20 protein-coding genes and 1 tRNA gene are annotated in these 15,980 nt (G+C 55.5%); 6 read left to right on the forward strand and 15 right to left on the reverse strand.

Features of this window, described 5'->3' with window-relative positions; all coding sequences use genetic code 11:
• Window positions 1–48: 48 nt before the first annotated feature.
• On the reverse strand, window positions 49–912 hold the full coding sequence (locus tag SMC1_RS05125; RefSeq protein WP_243626494.1) for a radical SAM protein: 864 nt from the start codon (window positions 910–912) through the stop codon (window positions 49–51).
• On the opposite strand from SMC1_RS05125, the gene SMC1_RS11010 reads away from it, so the two are divergent.
• Entirely contained in the window at window positions 802–1,047 is a 246-nt protein-coding gene (locus SMC1_RS11010; RefSeq protein ID WP_243626495.1) for a hypothetical protein, read from the forward strand. The two genes, SMC1_RS05125 and SMC1_RS11010, sit on opposite strands and share 111 nt — an antisense overlap.
• On the opposite strand, the gene trmFO is transcribed toward SMC1_RS11010, so the two are convergent.
• From trmFO to SMC1_RS05185, 12 genes are all read right to left on the reverse strand, one after another.
• Entirely contained in the window at window positions 1,044–2,366 is a 1,323-nt protein-coding gene (gene trmFO / locus SMC1_RS05130) for a methylenetetrahydrofolate--tRNA-(uracil(54)-C(5))-methyltransferase (FADH(2)-oxidizing) TrmFO (RefSeq protein ID WP_119085718.1), read from the reverse strand. The two genes, SMC1_RS11010 and trmFO, sit on opposite strands and share 4 nt — an antisense overlap.
• Before the next feature lies 1 nt (window position 2,367).
• Entirely contained in the window at window positions 2,368–3,477 is a 1,110-nt protein-coding gene (dprA, locus tag SMC1_RS05135) for a DNA-processing protein DprA (protein ID WP_119085719.1), read from the reverse strand.
• Window positions 3,478–3,484: 7 nt separating this feature from the next.
• Window positions 3,485–3,844 carry a 50S ribosomal protein L20 gene (rplT, locus tag SMC1_RS05140; protein ID WP_119085720.1) on the reverse strand — a complete coding sequence of 120 codons (360 nt, stop codon included), beginning with the start codon at window positions 3,842–3,844 and terminating at the stop codon, window positions 3,485–3,487.
• A gap of 12 nt (window positions 3,845–3,856) precedes the next feature.
• A complete protein-coding gene (locus SMC1_RS05145) occupies window positions 3,857–4,078 on the reverse strand; it encodes a large ribosomal subunit protein bL35 (protein ID WP_207799314.1) in 222 nt (73 codons plus the stop codon).
• Between the two features lie 3 nt (window positions 4,079–4,081).
• On the reverse strand, window positions 4,082–4,597 hold the full coding sequence (infC, locus tag SMC1_RS05150) for a translation initiation factor IF-3 (RefSeq protein ID WP_207799315.1): 516 nt from the start codon (window positions 4,595–4,597) through the stop codon (window positions 4,082–4,084).
• 261 nt (window positions 4,598–4,858) lie between these two features.
• Window positions 4,859–5,137 (reverse strand): sulfurtransferase complex subunit TusB, encoded by a 279-nt coding sequence (tusB, locus tag SMC1_RS05155; RefSeq protein WP_119085722.1) that lies wholly within the window; start codon window positions 5,135–5,137, stop codon window positions 4,859–4,861.
• Between the two features lie 9 nt (window positions 5,138–5,146).
• On the reverse strand, window positions 5,147–5,506 hold the full coding sequence (locus tag SMC1_RS05160; RefSeq protein ID WP_119085723.1) for a DsrE family protein: 360 nt from the start codon (window positions 5,504–5,506) through the stop codon (window positions 5,147–5,149).
• A 10-nt stretch (window positions 5,507–5,516) separates the two neighbouring features.
• Entirely contained in the window at window positions 5,517–5,870 is a 354-nt protein-coding gene (locus SMC1_RS05165) for a DsrE/DsrF/TusD sulfur relay family protein (RefSeq protein WP_119085724.1), read from the reverse strand.
• Window positions 5,870–6,901, reverse strand: a complete 1,032-nt coding sequence (locus SMC1_RS05170) for a YeeE/YedE family protein (RefSeq protein WP_119085725.1) — start codon at window positions 6,899–6,901, stop codon at window positions 5,870–5,872. The genes SMC1_RS05165 and SMC1_RS05170 overlap by 1 nt, the downstream gene beginning before the upstream one ends.
• Window positions 6,902–6,929: 28 nt before the next feature.
• Window positions 6,930–7,166 carry a sulfurtransferase TusA family protein gene (locus SMC1_RS05175; RefSeq protein WP_119085726.1) on the reverse strand — a complete coding sequence of 79 codons (237 nt, stop codon included), beginning with the start codon at window positions 7,164–7,166 and terminating at the stop codon, window positions 6,930–6,932.
• A 277-nt stretch (window positions 7,167–7,443) separates the two neighbouring features.
• Entirely contained in the window at window positions 7,444–9,369 is a 1,926-nt protein-coding gene (thrS, locus tag SMC1_RS05180; RefSeq protein ID WP_119085727.1) for a threonine--tRNA ligase, read from the reverse strand.
• A gap of 22 nt (window positions 9,370–9,391) precedes the next feature.
• A tRNA-Val gene (locus tag SMC1_RS05185) sits at window positions 9,392–9,466 on the reverse strand.
• A gap of 198 nt (window positions 9,467–9,664) precedes the next feature.
• On the opposite strand from SMC1_RS05185, the gene nth reads away from it, so the two are divergent.
• Window positions 9,665–10,321 (forward strand): endonuclease III, encoded by a 657-nt coding sequence (nth, locus tag SMC1_RS05190; RefSeq protein WP_119085728.1) that lies wholly within the window; start codon window positions 9,665–9,667, stop codon window positions 10,319–10,321.
• A 240-nt stretch (window positions 10,322–10,561) separates the two neighbouring features.
• Here nth and mtnA read toward each other — a convergent pair whose 3' ends face one another.
• Window positions 10,562–11,590 carry an S-methyl-5-thioribose-1-phosphate isomerase gene (mtnA, locus tag SMC1_RS05195; protein WP_119085729.1) on the reverse strand — a complete coding sequence of 343 codons (1,029 nt, stop codon included), beginning with the start codon at window positions 11,588–11,590 and terminating at the stop codon, window positions 10,562–10,564.
• A 16-nt stretch (window positions 11,591–11,606) separates the two neighbouring features.
• A complete protein-coding gene (gene rpmB / locus SMC1_RS05200) occupies window positions 11,607–11,792 on the reverse strand; it encodes a 50S ribosomal protein L28 (RefSeq protein ID WP_119085730.1) in 186 nt (61 codons plus the stop codon).
• Window positions 11,793–11,895: 103 nt separating this feature from the next.
• Here rpmB and SMC1_RS05205 point away from each other — a divergent pair, with 103 nt between their 5' ends.
• From SMC1_RS05205 to SMC1_RS05220, 4 genes are all read left to right on the forward strand, one after another.
• Window positions 11,896–12,258 (forward strand): Asp23/Gls24 family envelope stress response protein, encoded by a 363-nt coding sequence (locus SMC1_RS05205; RefSeq protein ID WP_119085731.1) that lies wholly within the window; start codon window positions 11,896–11,898, stop codon window positions 12,256–12,258.
• A gap of 20 nt (window positions 12,259–12,278) precedes the next feature.
• Window positions 12,279–13,916: a DAK2 domain-containing protein gene (locus tag SMC1_RS05210; RefSeq protein WP_165849234.1), complete on the forward strand. Its 1,638-nt coding sequence runs from the start codon at window positions 12,279–12,281 to the stop codon at window positions 13,914–13,916.
• The gene (locus SMC1_RS05215) at window positions 13,916–14,749 is read left to right on the forward strand and encodes a purine-nucleoside phosphorylase (RefSeq protein WP_119085733.1); all 834 of its coding nucleotides are present in this window, start codon (window positions 13,916–13,918) and stop codon (window positions 14,747–14,749) included. Before SMC1_RS05210 ends, SMC1_RS05215 begins: the two co-directional genes overlap by 1 nt.
• Window positions 14,746–15,980: thymidine phosphorylase (locus SMC1_RS05220; RefSeq protein WP_165849235.1), on the forward strand; the 1,235-nt coding region annotated here is incomplete at its 3' end. The genes SMC1_RS05215 and SMC1_RS05220, both read left to right, overlap by 4 nt.

Below are 15,980 nucleotides of genomic sequence, written 5' to 3' on the forward strand. Positions count from 1 at the left end.
AGAGATGGTGGGATGCCGGGGCTGGCGCTCTGCCCGTTCTGCGTTCGCTCAGGCTTCCCCGTTGTCGCCCATGTCCTGCACCCATCCATGGACCAGCCCTGATCGGGACCATGTTCTCATGACCCGGTCGCACTCCGCATCGGTGAGTTTCCGCGAGATGCCCAGTACACGGTCAAATGCTTTGTAGGCAGGAAAGTACTGCGTCATGACACTCACGTATGTCCGAAGTGACAGCCGGCGGGACACGAAGCCAAAGACCTCTCGAGCCATACCGGCATGGTGTGGGAGAATGAGGTATCGCACGATGAGTCCTCGCGGGACATATCTGCCCTGTTCGTCTATGCTGATGTCTCCAACCTGGCGATGCATCTCGATAAGCGCACGTTCAGCGACCTGAACGTAATCAGCGACTCCCGAGAGTTGCATGGCAACGGCTTCGTCCGTATATCGAAGATCGCCCAGGTAGATGTCCACGATTCCATCCAGAAGAGCCAGCGTCGATGGCTCGTCGTAGCTGCTCGTGTTGTAGACGATGGGAATATGCAGCCCCTCTTGCCGCGCTGCAAATACTGCTGCGAGCAACTGGGGAACCTGGTGAGAGGGTGTGACAAAGTTGATATTGTGGGCTCCCTTCGCCTGGAGCTCGACGAGCGCAGCCGCGAGCTGCCCAACCGACATCTGCGTTCCATGATGCAGTTGACTCAGCGGATAGTTCTGGCAATAGCAACAATTCAGGTTGCAACCGCTGAGGAAGACCGTACCTGATCCTCGTGTCCCACTGACGGGAGGTTCCTCGCCACGATGCAGATTCCAGACAAAGACGTTGGCCTTGAGAGCGCCACCGCAGTACCCAGTATCTCCAGCAAGCCGATGGGCTCCGCAACATCGAGGACAAAGATCGCAGGCCACCATGCGGCGATACGCGTTCCGGATCCGAGCTCGGAACTCTGCATCCGACAGCCGGAGATACGACCCTTCGACTTCCGCAACCACTTCCGGACTCGTCGCGTCGCCCTGGCTCGGCACCACGACCGCGCCCAAGCCTAGAGGTCCGTTTTCTGTGCAGTCCATACTCGAACCTGGGCGGCAACTTCCCGGATGTGTTCCAGGGCCACAGCAGCGAATGCTTCACGGTCGACGGCCTTCTGTTTGGGGCCGGATTCGAGCGGAAGAAGCCCGTAGTTGGCGCTCGTGGGCTGGAAGTCCTCTCTGTCACGCGTAACGTAGTCGACCAGAAGACCCGTCATCGTCTGGACAGAAAAGACTGGCCGCGGAAAGCCGCGAAGCGAAGCAGCAGCGTTCAGTGCCGCAACGAGTCCCAGTGCGGTCGACTCCATGTATCCATCGACGCCGCACAATTGCCCCGCTGCCCATATGCGTGGAAACGCTCCCAGTTGGAGGTCTTGAGACAGCACTGAAGGGCCGCGCAGAAACGCGTTCCGATGAATGAGGCCATACCGCACGTATTCAGCGTTGCGAAGGGCTGGTATCATGCCAAGTACCCGTTGCTGTTCGGCGACGGCCAGAGAAGTCTGAAATCCAACCAGGCCAAGGACGGTTCCTTCGCGGTTCTCCTTGCGAAGCTGGATGACGGCGAAGCAGTCTGCAGGTCTCTCCCGGAGGCCGACGGGGCGCATCGGACCAAATCTGAGAGAGTCGTCGCCCCTTCGCGCAATTTCCTCGACGGGCAGGCACCCCTCAAAGTACTTCTGTTCATCCGGAGTCTCGGGGAGGTGCTGTCTGGCAGATTGGAGCGCATGCACAAATGCATAGTACTCCTCCCTCGTCAGGGGACAGTTCAGATAGTCGGCGGAATCTCCCCCTCGGGAGCTCAAGAACGAAGAGTTGCGGTCAACCGAATGAGCCCAGACGGAGGGAGCAACGGCATCGTAGAAAAAGAGATTCTCGCACCCGAGGCGCTTCCGGAGCTCATGGAGAAAATCCGGACTCGTGAGAGGACCTGTTGCAAGGATGGTTGGAACCGAGGAGTCGAGCTCTCTGTATTCCTCCCTGCGAATGGAAATGAGCGGATTGCTCTGGATACTCTCGGTCACCAGGGCGCTGAACTGGTTCTTGTCAACCGCGAAGGCTTTGCCTGCAGGAAGACGGCTCGCATCAGCACACCGCACGATAGCGGAACCCAGGAGTCGAAGTTCGGCTTTGAGAAGGCCCCTCGCGTCCCGCAAGGCGTCAGAGCCAAGGGAATTGCTGCAGACAAGTTCTCCGAATCGGTCGGTTTCGTGGATATCGGTCTGGTGCGAGGGCCGCATCTCCCATAGCTCCACCGACAGACCGAGACGAGCCAGAGTCAGTGCAGCCTCACTGCCTGCCAGGCCGCCCCCGATAACACGTATATCAATGTCCATGCTATAGTGGCTGGACGATAGCGAAACTGTCGGGTCCCCGACGCACCAGGAGGCCCCGGAGTTCAAGACTGGTCAAAACGCTGAGCACCTGAGGTGCAGTGCAGGCTAGGCGTTCACAGAGCAAATCAACGGAGGTACACCCTGTCTGAATGCAGCCTACGATCGTCAGTTCCTGCTGCGACAGTGCCTCGGACGGGTGTTCCTCGGGGGCGGCCTTGAACCCCGGGAGTTCATCGAGAACGTCGTGCACAGATTGCACCAGTTTGGCACCAGACTTGATCAATGCGTTCGTTCCAACGTGCTGAAGAGCGTAGATGGAACCCGGAATCGCAAAGACCTCACGATTCTGTTCCAGAGCGAAGTTGGCCGTAATCAGAGATCCGCTCTCCTTCGCAGCTTCTACCACGAGGACACCCAGCGAAAGGCCGGAAATGACACGGTTGCGCTGTGGAAATGTATAGACCGTCGGCTGTGTATGAAGATGAAACTCAGAAATGACGGCTCCCCCGCCACTTCCTGCGATGGTCCGCGCAATTGGACCATGAATGGCTGGGTAGATCTCGTCTACACTGGATCCCAGGACTGCAATCGTTTGGCCCCCTGCGTCAAGACATCCGACGTGGGCTGCCTTGTCAATTCCATAGGCGAGGCCACTGACCACCACGAGACCTGCTGCTGCCAGCTGTCCCGCGAGGTCGGAAGCTGCTCTGACACCTTCAGGCGTCGGTTTGCGGCTTCCCACGATGGCAATGCAGTCCCTGAGCAGAACTGTCGCATTACCGAGAATCTGAAGGAAGAGCGGGGGACGGTAGCATTCGAGGAGGCGACCCGGATAAATCTCCGGTCCGTCGAACATCGTAATGAGAGAAGCTCCGAGGCTGTTGAGCTCGGAGATCTCTTTGTCGGCCTTTTCCAGAGCACTGTCCCGTTCAGCCAGCGACAGATGCTTCCCGCGCGCCGAAGACGACGCAGAAAGCAGTTGGTCGAGCCTCTCCTCTGACGCGGTCTCTAATTCATCCGGCGCCTCAAGCAGGACCGCGAGGTCCCACTTGCAGACGCCAAGAGGCAGGAGGTCGAGGGCAAGAGCCGCTCGACCAAATAGCGAGATCATGAAAGGACTAGGCAGTCAGCTGCTTCTTCGCCTCAGCGACGAGGGTGGCAAACGTTTCCTTGTCATGAACAGCCATGTCGGCCAGAACCTTGCGGTCGAGCTTTACACCGGCCTTCTTCAGGCTTCCCACAAACTTGGAGTACGTGATGCCATTAGAGCGACACAGTGCATTGATACGCACAATCCAGAGTGCTCTATACTCGCGCTTCTTTTCCTTGCGGTTGAAATAGGCATGACGCTCAGCCTGCTGAACAGCCTCCCGTGCAGCCCTGTACCGGATAGAGCGTGCGCCGACATAGCCCTTGCTGAGCTTCAGTATCTTCTTGTGCCTTCTGCGGATCGAGCTTCCACCTTTAACTCTCGACATCGTGAGCCTCCATTAACCCTTGAGATACGGCACAAGTCTCTTCATGTTGCGAGCATCTGCACCCTGAAGAACACGCTTCTTCAGCATCAGTTTCTTCTTCCGCATGGACTTCTTGCCAAGCTTGTGGCCATGGTTGGCGCCATACGCCATGATCTTGCCGGTACCGGTTATCTTGAACCTCTTGGCGGCTCCCCTGCATGTCCTGATCTTGGTCACTTTGTTTTTGATAGCCATGTCCTACTCCTTTCCAGGTCCTTTCATCTTGGCGAGCACTTCTTTGGATGGCTCCATCATCATTGACATATTGCGGCCCTGCATCTTGGGTTCCTGAGTGACTGTTCCATAGTCGGCAAGATCAGCAGCGACCCTCTTGAGCAGCGCACGCCCCTGATCGGGAAAAGCCATCTCACGACCGCGGAACATGATCGTCACGCGAACACGGTTTCCGTCGGACAGGAACTCCTTGAGATGCTGATTCTTCACGGTCAGATCACCAACGTCGATGCGCAGTCGGTACTTCATCTCTTTCATCTCGACTGTGACCTGTTTCTTCTTGGCTTCCTTCTGCCGCTTCATCTGCTCGTACTGGTACTTTCCCAGGTCCATGATCTTGCAAACGGGTGGAGTGGCGTTGGGCGCCACGACGATCAGGTCGAGCCCCTTCGAGTACGCAAGTTCAAGAGCTGCTTCGGACGTCAACAGGCCCAGCTGGCCATTGTTGTCGTCAATGACGCGGACTTCCTTCCAGCGCACTCTCTCGTTGTAAATCAGATCTGAATCCCTATTGATTCCACACCTCCAAAAGAAAAATGGCGGCCGCTGCAAAACGGCCGCCATATAGTTGAACTAGCACATTGGCGAACTCAAGAACCTCTTTGCTTAAAGCTGGAGGTAGAAGCCTTACCGGCTTCGTTTTACAGTGGCTCTACTCTTTCGAGCCTTCACGAGTATAGCAACAATTCCTGGCAACGCAACCGCTGTACCTTGGAAAAAGAGTGATGCTTAACCCTTCTCTTATGAGATCACCTTGTCGTTTTGTTCGAGAAGCTCCACCCAGCCATTGTAATCCACAAGTGGAATGGACGAGTCGGCTTCAGAGAATCCCCTTGCAAGAAAATCCTCTTTCAGAGCAACGAGCTTTACGCCTTGTGTGACCTTCGACTCCAAGTCTTTATCCATTGCGAACAGTACCCCATCCTGGACAAGGAGTATGGTATCTGACGGAAGTGCAACTTTTAGAAGCCTGTTTGAAATCCCATTCTCTGGGCTCTTCTTCACGACGATCAGTGTCATACACTCCTCCTAAAAAAACACAACTTTGTCGAATGCGTGCATGAAGTCAGGAAGCTCGCTCTCGCTTATCCTGGTCACATTCCAGCTTGGCTCTATTCCATCCTCAGCAATCGCAAATCTTTCCAAGTCTTCATTCACTGCGACAACTTTTGTCTTGTATCTTGCAATGTATTTGAATGTTATCGATAAAGGTAGACAGCCAAGTTGCTCTGGCTTGCAGTTGGCACGTACTGCAAGAACTGCCTCCCCCATAAACAGGACCACCGGTTCCAGCTCTTCCCCATACATGCCAAATGCACTGCGGAACGTCTCGTTGATCCAGATGCTTCCTGCAGGGGATTGATAGGCTACAAACAGGACGCTTTTCATCGTGAGCCTCCTATGGCATCAGGCTAACATAACGGTCTGACGTAAAGACAAGAGAAGCCATTTCCGGAACACCTGAAAACACACTGCCGTCGACATTTGTTCCCTGAGTGAGTCCTCTATATTCTGCACATAGCCCACAGATATTCATGGCAACGCCCTTTGAGGCAAGCTCTTGGATCTTTACAGGGATGTTCCTATCAATTCTCATGGGCTTTACCTGCTTATTGGCTGCAAGCACAGAATCAGCAAAGAGAAAGATTGACACCTTGTGTCCCTTCTTCAGGCATGCATCCGCTAAATGCATAGCAGTGTCCATATCCTCGTTTGTATATGGAGGGACATTGACTTGAATTGTAATGTTCATTACGACCTCTTGGATCTCTGTCGTTCAAACAGCCACCAGTACATGAACCAGTTACCGAGGACAAAGAAGATTGTCGCCACAATTGAGCTGATCGCCAAATGTGGGAGACCAGACAAGATATGCCCAATATTGCAGCCCCCGGCCACTCCTGCCCCAAATCCCATAAAGATGCCGCCCAGTGCTACTTTTGCGAATGTTTTCGGATCTTTTGGCAGTCTCAACTTAAATTCCTTAGAGAGAAGTGCAGCAATAAAGGAACCAATAATTATTCCAAAGACGAGCATTCCAATCCAGTTGTATGGAACTGGCTTCGTCGGATCAAGAGACCCAGTGGTGGCTCTCAAGAGGTTGATCCATCCTCCTGTAATTCCAAGTGCATACGTCTTCTGCGAGAGATAGCCAATAATACCGATTACACCAACAGCAACACCACCCCACACCCAGTTAAGACCGCTCACTTTTCTTTCTGTCGTCTTCGTAAAAAGGATAACGGCGAGAAGAATCACTGCAGATATGATGGCAATGATCCATGGATTGATATTGAGCCAACTCGCAATGGTGAGATTTACTGCTCCATTGTTTGCCGAATAAACTCCGCCCGGGTTATTAGTCGTTGTAATTGCAGTTCCGAACCACTTATTCACGAAGGAAAGGGCACCACCCCTTACTGCTGCGGCAGTGACTCCGAAGAAGACGGCTGCGACAAGAGCGGTTACATACCCTTCACCAATTCTGTAAGTAATACCACTCGCGCACCCTCCCGCAAGAACCATCCCCATACCAAAGAAAAAGCCTCCGACAATCTGTGCGGCTGGAATAAACGCTATTGGACTTAACTTGATCCAGCCGAACTGTGCGGCAGCCTGGAACCCAATGGTTTCGATGAGAATTCCGACAAGAGCCATTTTCATCAGATAATTATCGTGGGAGAATTTTACATCTCTGATAGCAGAGTTAAAACACAGTCTCGATCTCTGCAGGACAACACCAAAGACAATACCAACCAAAAGACCTTGGATTATAGCGCTCACTTTTGTCTCCTAACGCTTATGAGGTGTATTACAGTTTCTTGATGGTAATCTTCCACTCACTTGGCCCACTTTCCTCGATCGAGAGAACTTCTCCGCCTGCCGCTTTTACACTTACAGGAATTCTCTCTTTGGAGAGTGCGTAATCAATCAACACCTCAAGGGTTTCCCCGGACTTCATTTCCTTTACTTTCCGCCGTGTCTCCACATCTGGAATTGGACAAACTTCGCCACGCTCGTCGAGCGTGTAATCTACCTTGGATGCCATTTTCGTTACCCCCCCTGGTTTTATGGGTGAAAGACTTGAGAACCTGCTTCACCCAGCTGTGAATATTATCACATATATTTCTTTACTCAAGATAGGCCAGTCTTGCGCTTATCTTGGTGGCTACCAATCTAGAGCACAAAGGCGCCGTCAGCAAAGTCTCGCTGACGGCGCCTTTGTGCTAAACAGGCTAAACAGAAGTGTCAGACCAACTTAATTGCTCCTGGTCACACGAGGGGAATACGACTAATCCCGACGCGTTTCCTTATACGGCCCTGAGCTACGCAAAAATAACTTTGCGCCTTATTTCTTCTAGAAGACGCTCGATGAACTGGTCGACGGCCACCACACCTTGATCGCCTTCATGCCGCATGCGCACGGCTACCGAGTCCACTGCTGCTTCCTTGGCGCCTATGACGGCAATGTACGGGACCTTCTGCATCTCGGCATCGCGGATCTTCGCCTGCATCTTCTCCCTACGGATATCGATCTTGGCACGGATGCCACGTTCGACCAGTCTGGCGGTGATTGCCTTGGCATACTCTTCCTGCACGTCCGTGATGGGAACTACCTCGACCTGCACGGGAGCAAGCCAGAGAGGGAATGCACCAGCATACTGTTCGATGAGAGTCCCGAAGAACCGTTCCATGGAACCCAGCACAACACGGTGAAGCATGATCGGGCGATGTTCCTTGCCGTCTTCGCCGATGTAGGTGACGTCGAAACGCTCAGGCAGATTGAAATCGACCTGGACCGTCGGCCCCTGCCACTCGCGACCAATGGCGTCCACAAGCTTCAAATCGATCTTTGGTCCATAGAATACGCCTTCGCCTGGGTCGACCTTGTAGTCGAGATGCATTTCCTCAAGAGCCACCCTCAGGGCCTCGGTCGCCATCTGCCAGCCTTCATCGGTTCCGACAGAGTGTTCCGGGCGTGTGCTGAGATAGATGTTGTACTTCGTGAATCCGAACGTCTCGATCATGTGACGGGTGAAGTCGAGCACTCCCTTGACCTCATCATTAAGCTGGTCCGGACGGACGAAGAGGTGAGCGTCGTCCTGAGTGAACCCACGCACGCGCAGAAGACCGTGAAGGACTCCCGACTTCTCGTAGCGATACACGGTGCCCAGTTCAGCCCACCGGAGCGGAAGATCACGATAGCTGCGAACCTGCGACTTGTAGATGAGAATATGGAAGGGGCAGTTCATCGGCTTGAGCATGTACTGGTCCTCATCGACCTGGATTGGCGAGTACATGTTCTGCTGGTAGAAACCCCAGTGGCCAGAGGTTTTCCAGAGCTCGAGATTCGCTATGTGGGGCGTGTAGACGAATTCATACCCACGCTTGATGTGCTCAGCACGCCAGAAATCCTCGATTTCCTTGCGAACAATGGCTCCCTTGGGATGCCAGAAAATCAGTCCAGCGCCGGCCTGCTCCTGAATGCTGAAGAGGTCCAGCTGCTGCCCCAGCTTGCGATGGTCGCGCTTGGCAGCCTCTTCCCGGGCCGTGACAAAACCGACCAGCTCTTCCTTCGACGGGAAAGCCGTGCCATAGATGCGCTGAAGCATCTTGTTCTTCTCGTCCCCACGCCAATACGCACCTGCGATCGACAGAAGCTTGAAGTGCTTGAGGTAGCTGGTGGAAGGAATATGCGGTCCACGGCAGAGGTCTGTGAACGATCCCTGAGTGTAGAGCGAGACAGTCGTCGCAGGGATCTCCGAAAGGATCTCGACCTTGTACTGGTCGCCCCGCTCCTTGAAGAATTCGATGGCTTCAGGTATCGGCTTGTCTTGCCGGGTGAAATGCTCGCTGCGCTCAGTGATCTCGTGCATCTTCTGTTCGATTGCAGCGAGATCATCGGGGGAAAGCGTCTTCGACATGTCGATGTCGTAGTAGAAACCATTGTCGATAGATGGTCCGATGGCAAGCTTGGCGTCCGGGTAGAGCTCCTTGATCGCCTCGGCCATGATGTGTGACGTACTGTGGCGAAGGATTTCGAGCCCGTCGCTGCTGGCAGTGCTCACAAGCTGGATGTCGTCGGCCGTGGATGGGATCGTCGTCAAGTCCACGAGCAAACCGCCAATCCTGGCAGCAACGATAGATCGCTTCTGCTGAGGAAAGAGCTTCTGAACAGCCGTGAGGATGGACTCGCCATCAGTGAAAGAATATTGAGACGATGCGTCGTCAACAACAATTCTGATATCCATGTCCGCTCCTAGGAAACGCAGATGGTGGGCGATAGAGGAATCGAACCTCTGACCTCTTCGGTGTCAACGAAGCGTTCTACCCCTGAACTAACCGCCCACAAAACCGGACTTGCTGTAGTATACACAGAACACGCACGGCTGCAAGCCCTCTGACTCGGGGCTGCCCGCTTGCCACAACCCAAGAGGCCTTGAACCCTCTGGTTTTTGTTCGAGCGGGCCAGAATAGCCATCTTGCTGCTGTGACATAGGAGTATACTATTGTTTGCATGCAAACGTCAAGTAAGGGGAGATCGAGATGCGATTCACAGCGCAGAAGCACATTCGACAGGTAGTGACCATACTCGAGAAAACCTATCCCGACAGAGGCACCGCACTAGAGTTCAGGGACCCATGGCAGCTGCTTACGGCAACGATACTCAGCGCCCAGTGCACAGACATCATGGTCAACAAGGTTACCCCACGTCTGTTTGCTGCCTATCCCAGCGTATGCGCTCTGGGTCACGCCGATATTCTTGCTGTCGAAGAGATCGTCAAGCCGACCGGCTTCTTTCACAACAAGGCGAAGGCAATCGTTGCCGCATCCCTCGAGCTCTGTGAGAAATGGGGAGGCACGGTGACTCCCGAGATGGATTTTCTTACCGGACTCCCTGGCATCGGACGCAAGACCGCCAACGTTGTGCTTGCGCATGCGTTCGGTAAGCAGGCTGTTGTAGTCGACACGCATGTCAAGCGTCTGGCCTACCGCATCGGACTGAGCGAGAGCCTTGTTCCGGAGAAAGTGGAACAGGACATCATGGCTGTGGTTGCTGAGAGCCACTGGAACTCCCTCTGTGACGCACTAATTGCCCACGGGCGATCTGCCTGCAATGCTCGCACACCGGATTGCGACGCTTGCGCCATTACCGGGCTTTGTCCGAAGAACGGCGTGCCAGACGTGAAGGCTCCGCGCTGACAGAGGGGATTCCCAGTTGTGCGAGCAGGTCAAGGAACCAACTGGAGCGGTAGCCGGGCCGCAGGCCTACTACAGCTGACGAAGCGAGCGTGCGCAATTCGTCGAGAGACGGGAAGAGATACAGGTCGTTGACCTGCGACATGCCGGGACCAGCCACGTCCGACAAAATGCAACAGGCCACGGTCGCGACACCTTCTCTGGTGACGGTCCGTGGCCTGGTTGTACCAAGGTTGCTCTTGCTCAGGCTCGCTCCCAGTTGCCGAAGGGATGTCTGAAAACACCACGTTCAGTGACGATACCCGAAAGCAGCTCGTGGGGGGTCACGTCGAACGACGGGTTGAAGGCATGTGCGCCTTCTGCGGCAACACGCTGGCCTGCAAATGACAAGACCTCATTCTCGTCGCGCTGTTCGATGGGGATTTCGGCGCCCGAAGCAATCGAAAAATCGAAGGAACTCAACGGTGCCGCCGTGTAAAACGGCAGCCCATGGTACTTGGCCAGGACGGCCAGCTGGTAGGTCCCAATCTTGTTGGCGAAGTCACCATTCGAGGCGATGCGGTCGGCACCCACGATGACCTTGGTGACCATCCCATGCAACATCATGAAGCCGGCCATTCCGTCAGTAATAAGATGGAACGGGATACCTGCGGTCACGAGTTCCAGAGCCGTCAATCGTGCTCCCTGAAGGTACGGCCGCGTCTCGAGGGCAATGACCTGAATCTTCCTGCCTTGCTTGAACGCTTCGTTGATAGAACCAAACGCTGTGCCATATCGATAGGTCGCAAGAGCGCCGGTATTGCAGATAGTCAGGATGGTGTCTCCGTCTTCGAACAGTTCGGCACCGTGCTTCGACAGAGCGAGATTGCAGTCCTCGTCGTCCTGGGCCAGCCTGCCGGCGAACGTTGCAAGCTCATCGGCCGCTGCCTCTGGGTTCTTGCCGAGACTCGGCGCTCCGTCGGCGAGAGACCGATCGACGGCCCAGGCAAGGTTCACGGCAGTGGGCCGGGCGCTCTTAAGATAGGCACCGGCGTCGAGGACAAACTGTGCAGGCTGCGGAGTCGTCAGCGCCTCTCGGGCAGCCAGAGCCATACCATAGGCGCCAGCGACGCCAATTGCGGGAGCCCCGCGAGTGTTCATATTCTTGATGACCGAATAGACATCCCTGTAGGACGTACACTCGATCCACTCAATCTCGAAGGGCAGCCTGAGCTGGTCGAGTACACGCAGACTAGAGCCTGTCCACAACAGGCTCCGGAGTTCTTGACTCATTCGTTGAAGCGTCGAATCAGGCTGTGGCCTTCAGCTTCTTGAGACACTTGCCGCACACGCGAATCCTTTGAACCCTGCCGTTCATCTCTACCTGTACTGTGTGAAGATTCGGCAGGAAACGACGAGAACTGCGCCGAATGGAATGGCTGACCGTGTTGCCTACCATTGGACCCTTGCCACAAATAGTACATACTCTGCTCATTTCGATGGACCTCCATGAAAAAGTAGGTTAATTCTACGTCAAAGGCCAACGAATTCAAGTTTGGTGGTATAATCGAATACCACATTTTGCCTGGAGAGTGGATATGAGTGATACAAAAGGTAAAGTTGTTCTCAGCAGGAACGCAATGGAGGAAATCCTCCGGCTGGCTACCCTGAATGTTTACGGCGTGACAGGGCTGGCTCCCGTCACATTCGCCGAACGCTTCACTGGCGCTCTTGCGCTTCTGTCGACACCGAAGGGCGTCGATGCTCAGATCAGAAAGGACGGCACGATCGAGGTGACCGTTCATGTCCGGCTCCAATATGGTCTTCGTGTTTCCGAAGTCGCGCGTACCATTGCATCACAGGTTCGCTATGTCTTCTGCAGTATGACGGGGATTGCGCAGGAGAGAGTCGACCTGAACGTCGTGGTCTGGTCCATTCGCGTCGAAAACGAAAACGAATAGCAACACTTCCGGAGGATATCTTGAAAGAAATCGGTTACAGTGAGCTTGAGGCTCTGTTCACGGCTGCTCTCGCCAGCCTCGAATCCCGCAAAGCCTTTATCAACAGCCTGAACGTTTTTCCCGTGCCCGACGGAGACACCGGCACGAACATGTCCCTCACCCTCCGGACTGCTCTGGAGGAAGTCCAGAAGAGTCAGCCCAAGTCCATGAAAGAGTTGGTCTCGACGTTGTCCGCCGGATCCCTCATTGGGGCGCGCGGAAATTCAGGCGTCATCCTGTCACAGATTATCCGTGGCATGGCAACGGCAGCTGACAGCAAGCCGGTGCTAACGACGACAGATTTCACACAGATGCTCACCAAAGCGACCGAGGTAGCATATAAGGCGGTGGTCACGCCTGTAGAAGGAACCATCCTGACCGTCGTCAGACGCATGGCCGAGAGTGCGGCCGGGCTGCAGCAGGAAGACTACACGGATTACCTGGCAGAGGTCATCAGGACAGGAAGACAAGCGGTCAAGGAGACGACTGGGCAACTTCCCGCACTGGCAGAAGCCCATGTGGTGGATGCCGGGGCCGAGGGCCTTGTGACACTCCTGGAAGGTATGTTGATGAGCCTCCGGGGTGAGACGGTCGTCTCCGAGAAATTGACACTCAAGGATGAGAGCAAGGAGCATGTTGGCCCGCAGGACCTGACGTATCGTTATGACACTGTGATCCTGGTGGCTTCCGACACGCTGCCGGAAACCGAAGTCCGTGCGAAACTGACCGAACGTGGCGACAGCCTTGTCATGGCCTCGGCAGGCGGCCTTACCAAGATCCATGTCCACACCAACGAGCCGTACGACACCATCCAGTACCTCATGAAGTTTGCTCCGATACGGGAGGGGCACATCGAGGACATGCAATACCAGGCAAACGAGTATGCCGGCGGTCCGGCATCCGGGACGGGTTCTTCCTCAAAGCCACTCGCTTCGACGGAGGGCTGCGCTGACGATAACGTGCAGCGTGCATACGTGGTAGTGTCACCGGGGCCCGGATTTGACGAGATTTTCCGCAAACTTGGAGCGCAGATCATCGTGGCCGGCGGCGACACGATGAATCCACCGACTGAGGCTTTCGTCGACCCCATCAAGGCGTGCAACGCCAAGTCTTTCATTGTCTTCCCAAACAACAAGAATATCATCATGGCCGCACAACAGGCCGCCGACCTCATCGACAAGGACGTGCAAGTGTTGAACGCTCGCCACCCGGTGCAGGCTATTAGTGCGCTGGTCCAGCTGGCTTCCTGTGGTCCCGATGACGACTGTATGGCAGTCGCAAACCAGGCTATTGATGCCACAGATTTCTTTGCGGTCACGTGTGCAACCAAGAATGCCACGGTCTGTGGAATGCTTGTCCACGAGGGCGACTATATGCTGTTCGTAGACGACAAGTTTGTGGGACTTGGACAGTCGGTCGAGGGAGCGCTGGTGCACCTCAGCGAGTCCCCCATCTCTTGGGATGACAAGTCTCTCGTATCGGTTTACCGGGGCGCCGATTTTGCTGAAGCGCCATTCGATGCGCTCGTTGCGACGTTGACCCGGCAATTCCCTGATCTTGAGATCCAGCCTTACTACGGAGGACAGGCCTTCTACGGCGTCGTGGGGTCGGTCGAGTAATGGACAGCGCTCAGCTGAGACAACAGGTGACGATCGCCGTCGACAGCCTGACACGACGTATCGGGCAGTCGTACGAGGTTACTGTCATCCTCGGATCTGGTCTGTCGAGCTTCGTGGACCGGATGGATGCACGGACGGTCGTTCCCTACGTCGAGATTCCGGGGTTCCCCGTGTCGACAGTCAAGGGGCATGCCAGCGAGGTTGTCGCCGGGAGCATCGGTGGGCACAAAGTCCTGTGTTTTGCAGGTCGCTTTCATTACTACGAGGGCTATGACGCTGCCACGGTGACCATCCCTGTACGGGTTGCCCAAGCCCTGGGTGTCCGCACTGCTCTCTTTACGAATGCGGCGGGCGGCATTGCAGATCGTCTGCGACTGGGGGACCTCATGGTCATCGAAGACCATCTCAACTTGCTTACCGCAGACAGTCCACTTCGAGGTCTTGCCGACGAGGTTTTCGGCTCCAAATTCGTGAACATGTATAGTGCATATGACCCCACGGTCACGCGAGCGCTCAAATCGGTAGGCGAACGTCGTTCGTTGCCGATTGCGTCCGGCGTCTATGCAGCGCTGTCTGGGCCTCAGTTCGAGACCCGTGCAGAGATTAGAATGCTGCGGATTCTAGGAGCTGATGCGGTCGGCATGTCCACGATTCCCGAGGTGATTGTGGCAAACCAGGCTGGCATGCGCGTTGGCGGCGTCTCGGTCATTACGGACCTTGCGACCGATACGGTCACTGAGCTGAGTCATGACCAGGTGCTCGCCACGGCCCGATGTGCCGATGAACACCTGGCAGAGTTGCTGGCCGGTGTCATCGAGGGGGCCGAGTGGTGAGCAGCAACTTCGCGGAACTTATTGAGCAGAAGAAGTCCGGTGGCGAACTCGCGGAAGAACAGATCTCGTGGTGGATTGATGGTCTTGTGAGTGGCTCCATACCCGACTACCAGACGTCGGCAATGCTCATGGCCATCTATTTCAGGGGGATGAATGCTCATGAGACCTCCTGGCTCACGCATTGCATCAGCACAAGCGGAGACGTCATCGATCTCTCTTCGCTGAAGGGAGTGAAGTGCGACAAGCACTCATCGGGGGGTGTCGCCGACACAGTGTCCATCCCCCTCATCGCCATTGCCGCGAGCTGTGGTGCCGTGATGCCCAAAATGTCGGGAAGGGGCCTCGGCCACTCCGGCGGGACAATCGACAAGCTTGAGTCGATTCCGGGTTTCAACGTGAACTTGACACCACTGGCGTTCATGGAGGTCGTCAACCGTCTTGGTGGAGCCATCATGGCTCAGACTGGTGATGTAGCCGTGGCCGACAAGAAGCTCTACGCCCTCCGTGACGTGACGGCAACAGTGGACTCTGTGCCTCTTATCGCATCCAGCATCATGGGCAAGAAGCTTGCGTCCGGTGCCGACGTAATCGTCCTAGACGTGAAGTGGGGATCGGGAGCTTTCATGACAGGCAAGTCGGAGGCCATCGAACTGGCGAAGACCATGGTCGGCATAGGAGAGGACAATGGCAAGACGACAGTGGCTTATGTGACGGACATGAATGAGCCGCTGGGCAACGCCGTGGGCAATGCCCTCGAGATCGTCGAGGCCGTCCAGGTTCTCAAGGGGCGTGGCCCGGCCAAACTTGTCGATGTCATACTGACGCTCTGCAACGAGATCCTCATGCAAAGCGGGATCGTTCAGAAGCGCGAAGAGGCCAGAACAATGGCCATGAACGCCATCGCGAGCGGGACTGCGCTACAACGCTTTGCGGATATCGTCAGGGCGCAGGGAGGTGACCCCGCATTCATCGACCGGCCCGAGGTTCTGCCACAAGCGGCGGTCAGGCTGCCGGTCTATGCTCCGGGCAGTGGATTCCTCACGAGCATCGATGCAAAAGGCATTGGGCTGGCCGCCATGCACCTCGGTGCAGGGCGCCGGACGAAGGAGGACGTCATCGATCTGGCCGTCGGCCTCGTGCTGGACTTCAAAACCGGTGATACAGTGACTGCTGCGCATCAGATTGCGACCGTTTACGCACGCACCGACGACGACGCACGCACGTGCGAGCA

Source organism: Candidatus Cryosericum septentrionale (assembly GCF_003570995.1).
Classification (GTDB): Bacteria; Caldisericota; Caldisericia; order Cryosericales; family Cryosericaceae; genus Cryosericum; species Cryosericum septentrionale.

What these genes read in the sequence shown, in the direction of transcription:
- SMC1_RS11010 (WP_243626495.1), top strand. Translation starts at nt 802, where the DNA reads ATGCAGATTCCAGACAAAGACGTTGGCCTTGAGAGCGCCACCGCAGTA.
- SMC1_RS05125 (WP_243626494.1), bottom strand. Translation starts at nt 912, where the DNA reads ATGGTGGCCTGCGATCTTTGTCCTCGATGTTGCGGAGCCCATCGGCTT.
- trmFO (WP_119085718.1), bottom strand. Translation starts at nt 2,366, where the DNA reads ATGGACATTGATATACGTGTTATCGGGGGCGGCCTGGCAGGCAGTGAG.
- dprA (WP_119085719.1), bottom strand. Translation starts at nt 3,477, where the DNA reads ATGATCTCGCTATTTGGTCGAGCGGCTCTTGCCCTCGACCTCCTGCCT.
- rplT (WP_119085720.1), bottom strand. Translation starts at nt 3,844, where the DNA reads ATGTCGAGAGTTAAAGGTGGAAGCTCGATCCGCAGAAGGCACAAGAAG.
- SMC1_RS05145 (WP_207799314.1), bottom strand. Translation starts at nt 4,078, where the DNA reads ATGGCTATCAAAAACAAAGTGACCAAGATCAGGACATGCAGGGGAGCC.
- tusB (WP_119085722.1), bottom strand. Translation starts at nt 5,137, where the DNA reads ATGACACTGATCGTCGTGAAGAAGAGCCCAGAGAATGGGATTTCAAAC.
- SMC1_RS05160 (WP_119085723.1), bottom strand. Translation starts at nt 5,506, where the DNA reads ATGAAAAGCGTCCTGTTTGTAGCCTATCAATCCCCTGCAGGAAGCATC.
- SMC1_RS05165 (WP_119085724.1), bottom strand. Translation starts at nt 5,870, where the DNA reads ATGAACATTACAATTCAAGTCAATGTCCCTCCATATACAAACGAGGAT.
- SMC1_RS05175 (WP_119085726.1), bottom strand. Translation starts at nt 7,166, where the DNA reads ATGGCATCCAAGGTAGATTACACGCTCGACGAGCGTGGCGAAGTTTGT.
- thrS (WP_119085727.1), bottom strand. Translation starts at nt 9,369, where the DNA reads ATGGATATCAGAATTGTTGTTGACGACGCATCGTCTCAATATTCTTTC.
- nth (WP_119085728.1), top strand. Translation starts at nt 9,665, where the DNA reads ATGCGATTCACAGCGCAGAAGCACATTCGACAGGTAGTGACCATACTC.
- mtnA (WP_119085729.1), bottom strand. Translation starts at nt 11,590, where the DNA reads ATGAGTCAAGAACTCCGGAGCCTGTTGTGGACAGGCTCTAGTCTGCGT.
- rpmB (WP_119085730.1), bottom strand. Translation starts at nt 11,792, where the DNA reads ATGAGCAGAGTATGTACTATTTGTGGCAAGGGTCCAATGGTAGGCAAC.
- SMC1_RS05205 (WP_119085731.1), top strand. Translation starts at nt 11,896, where the DNA reads ATGAGTGATACAAAAGGTAAAGTTGTTCTCAGCAGGAACGCAATGGAG.
- SMC1_RS05215 (WP_119085733.1), top strand. Translation starts at nt 13,916, where the DNA reads ATGGACAGCGCTCAGCTGAGACAACAGGTGACGATCGCCGTCGACAGC.